Consider the following 349-nt stretch of genomic DNA (forward strand, 5'->3'; position numbering starts at 1 on the left):
CTCGCCCTCGGCGAACACGATGCGCGCGCAGTTGGCCTTGGCCGCCGCGAACACCGGGCGCATCACCATGCCCGAGCGGTAGACGGTCGCGCCGAGCTGCTCGCGGTAAGCGTCCATGTCCTGGATCGGGCGCGTGGCGACGCCCGAATCCATCGCGGCCTGCGCCACGGCCGGCGCGATCTTGATGATCAGACGCGGATCGAAAGGCTTCGGAATCAGGTATTCCGGGCCGAATTCGAGCGTGTGGCCTTCATAGGCCTTCGCCACTTCGTCGCCCTGGTCGGTTTCTTCGGCGAGTTCCGCGATCGCGCGCACGCACGCGAGCTTCATTTCTTCCGTGATAGTGGTC

General features: G+C 65.9%; 1 pseudogene. It reads right to left on the reverse strand.

The window, feature by feature from the left end:
- Positions 1–349 (reverse strand): annotated as a pseudogene (locus U5775_RS39170) (NADP-dependent malic enzyme); the annotation flags it as partial.

This window comes from Paraburkholderia sp. J63 (assembly GCF_905220245.1).
Lineage (GTDB): Bacteria > Pseudomonadota > Gammaproteobacteria > Burkholderiales > Burkholderiaceae > Paraburkholderia.